Here is a 10,460-nt window from a genome sequence, read left to right as displayed (position 1 = left end):
TAACTCAACCCTGGTAAGCCGCCGCCTCTGGCGGCGAGACTCGAAATGGCTCTGCCGTAACGGCGTGCATATATGATATACGGTCTCCTTTCCCAGAACTGCCCAGTTCAAAAGGAAAGGAGACCGAGATGCGAGAATGGCAGAGCCAGTCTCACGTACGATGGTACTGTCGGTACCACATCGTGTTCGTTCCAAAGTACCGCAAGAAGGTGCTGTTTGGCCAGCTGAGAAAGGGGATCGGTCAGATCTTGCGAGGATTGTGTCGGCAACACGGTGTAGAACTCGTGGAGGGTCACGCCTTGGCCGACCACGTGCACATGTGTCTGTCGATCCCGCCGAAGTTTAGCGTCGCCAACACGGTTGGGTTTTTGAAGGGGAAGTCGGCGATCCAGATTCATCGTCAGTACCTGGGGAAGACGAAGAATTTCACGGGTTTCCACTTTTGGTCCCGGGGGTATTGCGCCAGCACGGTAGGCTTGGACGAGTCTATGGTTCGCGCGTAATCCGAGCCCAGGAGGAAGAAGAGCGTCGGCAGGAGCAACTGAGCCTCGGAGGGCTTTAGCCCTCTTCTTGTGTTGGAGGCCCCCTCTGGGGGCCTTCATCAAACCGCCCGCTCTGCGGGCGGTACATGATTCCTCGAACTCGGCTGGTGGGATGTTTCCGATCGGCTCGAGCAGCCGCCCGTTGTTGAACCAGTTCACCCAGTCGAGGGACTCAAACTCGACGTGATCGACATTGTGTCAAGGACCGAGCCGGTGGATCACTTCGGTCTTGTACAGCCCGATGATCGTCTCCGCCATCGCGTTGTCGTACGAGTCGCCGACGCTGCCTACCGAGGGCTCGACACACGCCAGCTCACGATCATCCGCGAGAACACGCCGATGACGAACGCGACGTACACGAACCCGCGCCAGGTCGCCACGTAGGTCAGGTCCGCCACCCACAATTGGTTGGGCTGATAGGCGGTGAAGTCGCGTTCGACCAGGTCGGCCGGGCGAGCCGCCGCCTCGTCGGGGATCGTCGTCTTGGGCTTCCGGCCTCGTACTGCCCCGCAGATGCCTAGGTTTTGCATCAGTCGCTCCACTGTGCATCGCGCCTTCGCTTGGTGACAGCTCATCCCACCCGGCCGCCGGACGCCCTAAAAATCTATTTTTGTCACACGAGCACAAAAACGCTTTAAAATAATGATTCAAGCTTGTCGTCATGGAGCGGGGTTGGCGTTCGATCAATCCGGCCGACTCCGCCCGGCGACTTGTTCCCGGGGAGAACGCTGGCCCCGATCACTGAATGAAGGAGATTTCCATGCGCACCCAGTTCAAGCTCGTACTCGTGACTGCGATCCTGGCCGCAGTGGTCGGCTGTCAGACCGATCCCGTGGGTCTCAAGGAGGACGGCGCCGATCTTGCCGCCAAGATGAACACCACGACTCCGCTGGCCCACCACGCCTTGCTCCAATCTCTGGACTACGAAGTCATCACGGGTACGATCTCGCCCAGGTGGGGCGGGCTGCTCACCGGCGCTGCCAAAACGTGGCCCGAGGACAGCAACTTTGGGTTGCTGGTCCCGCCCGGCGCGCTTAACACCACCGATTCCCTGCCCGTCGAGTTCACGCTGCGCGTGCCCACCTTCGATTCGTACATGGCCTTCGCCGAACGCGGGCTGCCGCTCGTCTTCCGCCTCGAGCCCCACGGGATGCAGTTCCTGGAGCCGGTGACGGTGTTGGGCACGTACATGCCCAGGGACGAGCGGATGCCGACCCATTTCTGGCACGTGACGCCCGTCTACGAGGACGGTGAGGTCGTCGACGTTCGCTACGAGGAGTTCGGCGAAGTGGACGTGCATCCCGGTCGGGCCGGTCTGCAGGTGATGTTCCAGGTGAACCACTTCTCAGACTGGGAGGTGGGACAGCTGCGGGACTAGGGGCCGTGTGAGGTGAGGACGAGGTAGAACGCCCAGTAGAACGAGTGGGATAGGCGCGGATCGCCGTCGCGCATGGCGATCTGCGCGTCGTGCAGCGCGACGGCCGCCGATTTGCCCGCCAGCCACCCGTCATAGAACAGTCCGGCCAGGTGCTGGGCGGCCTCGTCCTCGATCATCAGAATCGGTGCCACGACAGATGCGGCCCCTGCGTCCAGGAAACCGCTCGCCAGGTCGGCATGGGCCTGACCCGCGTTCAAGGTCGAGCCGTCGGCCGCCTCGCAACAGGACAGGAAGACCAGCTCGGCGTCCAGGTCGAGGCCGCGGATCTCGCGCATGGTCAGTGGTGCGTTCCAGTCGCCATCCAGCAACAGCGACACCTCGCGCGACGACCCCCGGTAGACGACCGCGTGGCTGGCCACATGGATCACGTCGTATCCGGAGAGCGGTTCCGATCTCAGGTCTGCGGCGACGGTTCCGCCGCCGACGCGCAACTCAGCCCGGTCCGCCGGCCACCGGCCGTGGATCTCGCGGGCCTCGCGCTCGGCGTGGCGTAGGGGCGGCAGGCCGTCGACCTTCGCACGGGCGACGTCGTCGACGCCCAGCGCCAGCAGCCGCCCCGGTCGGGTGTGCCGGGCAGCCGCCGCAGGGTTTGACGACGGCGTATCCGAGATGACGATCGGCCCCAGATCCAGCCAACCGTCCTCCCGTCGTGATCCGTGCAGGGCCACCCAGGGCACGCCGCGCAGGACGCCGTCGGGGACCACCAGAAGCGTCTGTCCGTCGTGCCAGTCCGGCGGGGTGCCGCCCAGCGCCGCGACAAGCGCAACCATCTCGTCCACGACCGTGTCGCGTCCGGGATGGCCAAGGTCGGCCAGCACCGTGCCCAGCTGCATCGCCAGTTCCCGTTCCCCCGCCAGCCGGCTTAGCGTCAGGCCCGCCGCGGCTATGTCCCAGCGGAAGGAGGCTCGCTTCCCGCAGAAGAAGACCATCTGCGGCGTGTGCCAGGAATCGCCGGATGCGCCGGCCGCGTCGCCGCTAGTCCGCCAGCCCGGCAGCAGGGCGCACGTCTGCTCCAGGGCCCGCCGCGCTTCCTCGCTCGTCGACACGTGCCGCCCGGTACGGGTTGTCAGGCTCAGCTCGGCCTCGACCAGCTCGCGTCTCAGATCGCCATAATAATCCGCCTCGGTCCCGAACAGCCGGGTCGTTCTGTGCCTCGAAAGCTCGTCCCTGACCCTTGCGTAGGCCTCGCCGGCCTCTTCGACCCTTCCGGCGTCAGCCTGGGCGCGGCCTGTCTCCAGGTCGATCCTTGCCACCAGGTCGCGCGGCGACCAGGGAGTGCATAGGTCGCGCGCGGCCTCCAGCTCGGCCAGCGCGTCGTCGTGCCGCCCCTCGCCCGTGTAGGCCATACCGCGAAAGAGCCGCACCGACAGCCGCGTGCGGTAGCGGCCACCGTCGCCCCCGAGGACGGAGCGGGCTTCGGCGAACCGGTCCTGGTCCATGAGCACGACGCTGAGCAGCAGGCTGCCGGTGGCGCGCAGGTCTGGGTCGTCGATCCGTTCGGCCAAGCCGACGCATTCACGGTACGACACCTCGGCCCCGGCTAGGTCGCCGCGACGGCGCGCTAACGTCCCGCGCGTCCGCGCCAGCTGCCAGGAGCGGGTGGGGTCGGGTCGGTGCTCGAGGGCGTCTCGCGCCTGGTCGAGGGCCGCGAGGGCCCGGGCGAACTGTCCCTGCCGCGTCAGGAACTCGGCGGAGTGCAGGTCCACATCCACGATCACGTTGCGGTCGGCGAGAGAGTCGCCCAGGCGATCGCGCAGGGAATCGAGCAGGGCGATCGAGCGATAAGCTGCGTCGGGAGAGCCGCGCTCCAGGCCGTCTTTGATGATCTGGAGATGGAGTTCCGCCAGCGCCTCCACGGTGGTCAGGTTGGGCGTCATGGCGGCCGCAGCGGCGAGTAGCGAATCGACCGTGGCGTAATCGCCGACCTGAGCGTGGTACTCGGCCTGCATCAGGGGCAGGCGAGCGCGGTTGCGCAGGTCCGGGTAGGCCTCGACCCAGACCTCGGCCCGGCGTTGATAGACCAGGCAGGAATCCAGATTTCCCAGAAGCCGGTACCTACGGGCGATATTCATCAAGTGCCGCGGGACGTTCAGGGAATCCTCGGCGGCGAGGGCGATCCGCAGGCTCTTGTGGTACAGGCGCAGGCCCGCCTCGTAGTCGCCGGTACCGGCGGTGAGTATGCCGCCATGGTTCAGGCTCTTGGCAGCCAGCGTGAGCAGACGGTGGTCTAGACAGGTATCGGCGCAAGCCTCGTACAGGGCGAGGGCCGCCTCGGTTTCGCGCCGCGCCGCCAGGATGTCGGCGCGCAGCAGGCGCTGGCTCTGCATCAGGAAGACATTGCCGGTCTCCCGCACGACGGCCCCGGCCAGACGTTCCGCAACGCCCACTGCGTGCAGGGCGTCGTCCAGGCGGTCCATCCTATTCAGGGCCCGTGCGATCTCCGTCCATACCACCAGTTCCGCACGGCGGCCGCCAAGTTCCCGAGCCCGGGGCAGCGCGTCCGTGGCCAGCGAGAAGGCCCGCGTGCCGTCGCCCGCAAGCCGCTCGATCCAGGCCAGCTTCAGGATCAGCCAAAAGGCCTGCAGCGGCTCCAGCTGGTCGCGCATCTCCCAGGCCCGGCGAAATTCCTCACCGCCGGAGGTGTAGCCCACATTACGCCAGCCGCGAATGTAGGCGCCGACGGCTGTCGTCGTGTCTGACAGGTCGTAGCGGTCGAGGATCTCCGCCAGGCGATCGGGGCGTCCCAGGTACGACCGGTTGCGCATGGCCAGTTCCGGCCACAGGAAATTTGTTGGCGCCGACGTCCACGCCGCGAATAGGCTGTCCACGGCGGCCCCGCACCGGTACGGATCGCAGAGCGCCTGCTGCAGGTCGGCATAGAGGTCCAGGTCCCGTGCGACGTCGGTGCGGCCCCGGTCGGGACCGTCGAGGGCGTCGAGAGCGGCCTCGACGAGGGGGCGGAGTCCAGGCGAGAGAGGCACGCCGTCCGTCGTGGCGTCGGTCCCGCCATCCCCGCAGCCTCCCGATATCGCCACCAGGACCGCCGCGAACAGCGCCGCGATCCACAAAGCTGGACAGCGATCGCGACTGCATAGTATGATTCTAATAAAATTCGAACACCCTCGACGCGTGTGGGGCATGCAGGCTCCGTTCGCACATCGACACCAGCAGTCCCCGGAGTGGGAGCCAGCCGTGAACGTCTTACCATCGGACTGAGATGACGTTGGACCGCAAGGCCTTGAAACGCGACATCGCGGCGTACGTCTCGGGGGATGATGCGGCAGGCCGGGGGGTCTGCGCAACCCTTGACGTGGAGGTGCGCGGGGTCGTCTATGCTTTTCTGTCCGCCAACGATCCCGACCGGGATGATATCGTCCAGGACACGCTGCTGGCCATACTGCAGTACTTGCGGGCATCCGGGGTGAGCCCCGACAACCCTGAGGCTTTTGCGGTCACTTGCGCCCTGAACCGCTGCCGCAACCTCTATCACTGGCGCCGGCTGCGACAAGGTGTCGATATCGACGAGATGGCCGGGCGCATTCCGTGCGCAGACGCCAGCCCGCTCGACCTGCTGGATGCCCAGGAGACCCGCAACCTGCTGGCCGAGGCCCTGGCGTCCCTCGATCCGGACTGCCGGAGGCTGCTGCGGGACATCTACCTAGAGGAGACTTCCATCGAGATCTTGCGCCGGAAGGCCGGGTTGTCGTCGGTGCAGGGCATTTATCACCGTAAAAACATCTGCCTGAAAAAAGTCATGAAATTCTTCAACCGAAGACGGTTCGGTAGTCGTTACACCAGAAGGACACGTCGATGAATCCGATCACGATCAGTGGAGGACGAGGATGACGACGGAACACTCCGCCACCTCCTACGAATGCGTCGACCCGAACGTGGGAGAAGAGATCTGGCGGCTGGACATCCCCAACCTCGACGCGGTGTTGCGGCGCGAGCTCGAGGCTCACGTGTTGGTCTGTCACGCCTGCCGGCTTCACCGTGATCTGGACGCCTGCGCAAGACGCCTGGTTCGCGACGGCGAGATCGATCTGGGCGCAACGCCTGCTGCTGCGTCCTGGTCCTCGGGTTTGGCGCGCGCGGCAGGTATCGCAGCGACTTTGGCCATCGTGGCGTCATTGGTTGGGGTCCTCTTCCTGCCGCCACGCCCGGTCGGCGCGGACATGGCGGTTCGCGGCGAAGTAGAGGCCCGCTTCACGCGACCAGTCGAAGGACAGGTCGTTCCGGCCGGCGCGTGTTGCCTGAGCTGGACCGAGGTGCCCGGAGCCACCCGATATGAGGTGCGCATTACCGATCGCGACGGCGACTTCACCTGGACCGGCACCACCGATCGCAACCGGATCGACCTGCCCGAAGACGCCGGCCTGACCGAAGGCGCCGCATACAAGGCCGTGCTGTCGGCCCGGCCGGTGGATCTGCTCCCGCCCGGACGCACCAGCGTGGCGTTCCGTTCCGGGACGTCCTTCGAGGTAGCCGCCCACCGCCTGCGCTGGGCGCAGCGCTGGATTCATGGGCTCGGCCTAGCTGGACTGTTCCTGCTGGCGCTGGCGGTGGTCCGCTGGCGCGAGTGACAGTCGATCCGGTTTTCGCCGACCGCTGAGAGAAAGAGGTTCCGATGAAGATGTCCCAGTTCACCGATATGCAGACCGCCTAGATCCTCAGCGATGCCGACTCCGGGTTGAAGGCCCAGGACGTATGCCGCAAGCACGGCATCAGCCCTGCGACCTGCTACGAGTGGGAGTCAAAGTACAGTGGGCCGTCGCCGTAGAAGCTGGAACGTATCGAGGTGCTCGAGGCTGAGAACGCGAGGCTGAAGCGGATACGCGGACCTGAGACTCGAGAACAACGCGCTCAAGAACCTGATAGCAAGAAAACTCGGAAGCCGCCGGGACACCGGGAAGCCGCGAGATACCAGGTGGCGAAGAAGATCTGCCAGTGAGCCGCGCTTGCTGTCCCTTCCATGAAAATCTCGTTAATCCCCACTCTGTCGTTTGTCGTCCTGGTGATCCCTCTGACCCGGCTGTGCTCGCGTGTTCCCAAAGAGGTTGTCGAGTTGTTCTACGTTATGGGCAAGTACTAGATCGAGGTCCACCGGTCGTAAGTTGTCCTGATCGAATTGCATTTCGACGATCTGCGCACTCGGATACGCGATTATCTAGTCAACTGCCGGCAGCCGGTCTACCTGAGGATTTCCATCCAGGAAGGAGGTTTGGTCGGCCTCGCCTCACACTCAGAGCCAAATCCGGTGCTATCGGGCTTGCAGGCCCGGACAGAGATCGCCCTCGAGGAGATCAAGGCGAAGCATCACGAACTCCTGGATTCTCTCGATGCTCAAAAGCGAGATCTGCTGCAGGTCGTCAACGTGCTTTCGAAAGCTAATGCTGTGATCACCGCCCGATTGAACAGTATTCGCAATGTCCAGCACGCCAGGATGACGTCTCGAAGACCATGGGCCTGAGGGATCTCAGAGCAAATCAATGTTGGGCTGTGGCAAGCCTCCCGGATGGTTGAAGGGGGCAATCGGAAGACGTTCGAGGCTGGGAACCTCGTTGAGGACTTACAGATGATCAGAGACGAGATCCGATATCAATCAGGAGGAGGAAAAATGGGCTTCTGGGAAGATCTGAGGGCCAAACTCCGCGGGGATTCGAGACGGAGCACTGAAGCCGCCGATCAGGATCTGGCGGCCGACCTCGCGAAGATCCGGCAGGCCGACATAGTCGACCTAGAAGCCCTAAAACCTCAGCTATTGGATGTTGATGCGTTTAAGATCCTTGTTGCGACAGTGAAAGTGTCGAAAGCCCTGAACGAGAATCTTGCGAAACTCCAAGCTCGCATCAAGGCACTCGGCGAAGACATCATCTGCGTGGCCAAAGAATCCGCGAAGCTGCTCTGAATTGCGCCCGGGGAGAGGGCGATGATTGATCTCAACCATATCCACAACCATTCCTATGCGCGTCCCACGGGGGTGCTTAGTTATTCGCCCAGACCCTTGATCTGGTGGCGGAGGGCGGGGGTCTCCAGGGCGAGCAGTCGGTGGGATCTGATCGTGGCAACAGGGTGTGCAGGATGAATTTGGGCATCATGGCCACCCATCGGGCTGCTCGCATGAGTCCTTGGATATCCGGTCGGCGAGTTTTCTGGAAGCACAAGTTGATCGGCGCGATCGATTACTTCACGGCCCCGTTATTTCCATCGCCAAGATGTAAGGCTTTATCGATCCAGTAAACACCCCCGTCATGACCAGTCCCCGATGCCCTTGACGAGGAGAAGAGCAATGAATACGAAGAGAACGAACCTGATTCGACTGATCCTGCTGACCGCCCTGGTCCTGCCCGCCGTCGCGATGGCGGACGTCCAAGGCACCGGCTTCGACGGCATGCCGCCCGGCCCGTACTCCGGTTCTGGCGTCATCACCGGCGACCCCAGCACCGTGACGGTAGTGCCCGCGGCCAGCCTCGGCGGCTCCACGCCTCCCGGCGCCACCGGCAACGTCCTGAGCATCGACAACCGCAATGGCAGCGGCGTGGTCACCGTGACCTTCACCTTCGACTGCGATGGTACGTACCCCGACGCCGTCTGTCAGATCGAGTACGACTTCTTCTTCGAAGCCTGGTTGATCGGGTCCTGGATCGGGGTGTACGTCGATGATGACGGCACCTTCTCCAATCCCGACGACCTGTTCGAGCCGCCCGTCGGCTTCCCGCCCAGCACCTCCTGGGGCGACAATACCGAGAGAGAGCCCGACTGCTTCGGCACGCACACCATCACGTTCGTGGTCGGCCCCGGCGCGGTGGCCTACCTCGACAACTTCGACACCGAGTGCCTCGATACCGTCGCGAGCGAGACCGCCGACTGGGGGACCTTGAAGAGTATGTACCGCTGATATGGAGTGACCCTGTGTCAAGGGCCGTCTTCCTTCGGGGAGGCGGCCTTTGCTGTGCCTGTTTTCGGCAGTCGGAGAGGGTGGACGAGACAGGCTGCTTCGACGACGTGTCACTCTGATATGCGTGGGTTGCGCCGGCGAACCGGCGCCGAGCCGCATGACCGTGCTCCGTCGTGGGGTACCGCAGTCTAGTGGCACGGATCTGGGTCTTGGCGCCCAGCCGCATAGCGGTATCGCGGGTTCCCGGGATCGTGCCCGCCTTCATCCACCCTTTCCGATTTCCGTAGCGCACGTTCTTCCCCTCAGGCCATGACCGGCTGCGCCTCTCGAAGCGTTTCCCACAGATATCCGACCAGCCTGCGGGCGATGGCGGCGACGATGGTGTTGTGATGCTTGCCGCGGGCGGTCATGCGGCGGTACTGCCTGCATAGTCGCTGCTGCGCCCGGTCGGCCCGGGCGATCACCTGCGGTGGTTGTCCGCACCGCCTCTTGCGGAGCTTCACCCCGACCGAGGGCTTGTGCCGGTAGTGCCAGGCGGTTTCGACAAGCAGGCGGCGAACATGCCCGTTGCCGGTCTTGGTGATGCCCCCCTGTCGTCTGTTGCCGCCGCTGCTGTGCTCGCTGGGCACCAGGCCGAGGTAGGCCATCAGCTGGGCAGCGCCGGCGAAGCGCCGGATATCGTGCAGCTCGGCGACCAGAGCCAAGGCCGTGGTGGTGTCGATGCCGCGGAAGCAGCGCAGACGGGCTACCGGCGTGCGGTACGGCTCGGCAGCGGCGACCTCGGCCAGCCGGGCCGCCACCCGGGCTTCGTGCTGCTCGACCGCCAGCAGATAGTCCTCGAAGACGATCCGGTCGGCCGGCCGCTCGAACTTCAGGCCGTTGAGCCAGGTCCGGTGGCGCTGGGACCAGTTGCGGCCGCCGCGGAACACCAGCCCGCGGCGCAGCAGGAACTTGCTGAGACGATGCCGTGAGCGGACCAGATCCTTCTGGGCGTCCTCGCGGCATCGGCTCAGGTCGCGCACGGCTTCCTCCTCCTCGGTCGGGGGGTGCACCGGGGTCAACAGCCCGGCCCGCAGCAGCTCGGCCAGCTTGCGGGCGTCGCAATGGTCGGTCTTGACCCGGTCGCCGCAGCGCACGGGGATCAGAGAGGGGGTGGCGACCAGACAGGGGATCCCGGCGCCCTCGAGTTGGCGCTGCAGGGCGTAGCCGGTGGGGCCGGCCTCGTAGGCGCAAGCCACAGGGCCGCAGGCTTTCAGCTTGCGGATCAACCGGCGGACGGCCGTCGGCTCGTTGGCGATCTGTCATTCCAGCGGGCGGGTCTTGCCCGCGGGCAGCAGGGCGATGGCGATGGTTTCTTTGTGCACGTCGAGTCCTGCGTGGGCTATACTGCTCATGGTCGGCTCCCTTCGTCGTATGCGGCTCTGACGCCCTGGGGCGTTAACCCGCGACTGCGGTGCTTGCCACCCGGTCGTCATCGCCAGTTCTAGTGACATGACGATGTTACGACACGGGGGCCGGTCACTCCATAAGGTCTAGCGATGTACATTGGGAAGCGGAGAGAGGGCGGGGCCCGGTTCACGAA

The 10,460-nt window shown here is 64.6% G+C and carries 9 protein-coding genes and 1 pseudogene; 7 read left to right on the top strand and 3 right to left on the bottom strand.

The genetic code is table 11. The features are described from left to right. Positions 1–128: 128 nt before the first annotated feature. A pseudogene (gene tnpA / locus KJ554_06880) lies at positions 129–562 on the top strand (IS200/IS605 family transposase). 267 nt (positions 563–829) lie between these two features. Here the strand turns inward: tnpA and KJ554_06875 are convergent. After that, a complete protein-coding gene (locus KJ554_06875) occupies positions 830–1,072 on the bottom strand; it encodes a DDE-type integrase/transposase/recombinase (GenBank protein ID MBU0742050.1) in 243 nt (80 codons plus the stop codon). 230 nt (positions 1,073–1,302) lie between these two features. On the opposite strand from KJ554_06875, the gene KJ554_06870 reads away from it, so the two are divergent. Beyond that, positions 1,303–1,920 carry a hypothetical protein gene (locus tag KJ554_06870; GenBank protein ID MBU0742049.1) on the top strand — a complete coding sequence of 206 codons (618 nt, stop codon included), beginning with the start codon at positions 1,303–1,305 and terminating at the stop codon, positions 1,918–1,920. Here KJ554_06870 and KJ554_06865 read toward each other — a convergent pair. Then, positions 1,917–5,015: a CHAT domain-containing protein gene (locus KJ554_06865; GenBank protein ID MBU0742048.1), complete on the bottom strand. Its 3,099-nt coding sequence runs from the start codon at positions 5,013–5,015 to the stop codon at positions 1,917–1,919. The genes KJ554_06870 and KJ554_06865 overlap by 4 nt on opposite strands. Positions 5,016–5,203: 188 nt before the next feature. On the opposite strand from KJ554_06865, the gene KJ554_06860 reads away from it, so the two are divergent. The 5 genes from KJ554_06860 to KJ554_06840 all read left to right on the top strand — a co-directional run bounded on the left by KJ554_06860 (position 5,204) and on the right by KJ554_06840 (position 8,878). Beyond that, complete coding sequence (locus tag KJ554_06860; GenBank protein MBU0742047.1) at positions 5,204–5,794, top strand: sigma-70 family RNA polymerase sigma factor; 591 nt, start codon at positions 5,204–5,206, stop codon at positions 5,792–5,794. A 28-nt stretch (positions 5,795–5,822) separates the two neighbouring features. Next, complete coding sequence (locus tag KJ554_06855) at positions 5,823–6,563, top strand: hypothetical protein (GenBank protein MBU0742046.1); 741 nt, start codon at positions 5,823–5,825, stop codon at positions 6,561–6,563. Positions 6,564–6,670: 107 nt separating this feature from the next. Continuing rightward, on the top strand, positions 6,671–6,760 hold the full coding sequence (locus KJ554_06850; GenBank protein ID MBU0742045.1) for a transposase: 90 nt from the start codon (positions 6,671–6,673) through the stop codon (positions 6,758–6,760). A gap of 795 nt (positions 6,761–7,555) precedes the next feature. Further along, entirely contained in the window at positions 7,556–7,888 is a 333-nt protein-coding gene (locus KJ554_06845; protein ID MBU0742044.1) for a hypothetical protein, read from the top strand. Between the two features lie 381 nt (positions 7,889–8,269). After that, entirely contained in the window at positions 8,270–8,878 is a 609-nt protein-coding gene (locus tag KJ554_06840) for a hypothetical protein (protein MBU0742043.1), read from the top strand. Between the two features lie 302 nt (positions 8,879–9,180). Here KJ554_06840 and KJ554_06835 read toward each other — a convergent pair whose 3' ends face one another. Further along, positions 9,181–10,146 (bottom strand): IS110 family transposase, encoded by a 966-nt coding sequence (locus KJ554_06835; protein ID MBU0742042.1) that lies wholly within the window; start codon positions 10,144–10,146, stop codon positions 9,181–9,183. Positions 10,147–10,460: the final 314 nt, after the last annotated feature.

Source organism: bacterium, from assembly GCA_018814885.1.
Classification (GTDB): domain Bacteria; phylum Krumholzibacteriota; class Krumholzibacteriia; order LZORAL124-64-63; family LZORAL124-64-63; genus JAHIYU01.
This window is presented reverse-complemented; position numbering and strand designations above follow the sequence as displayed.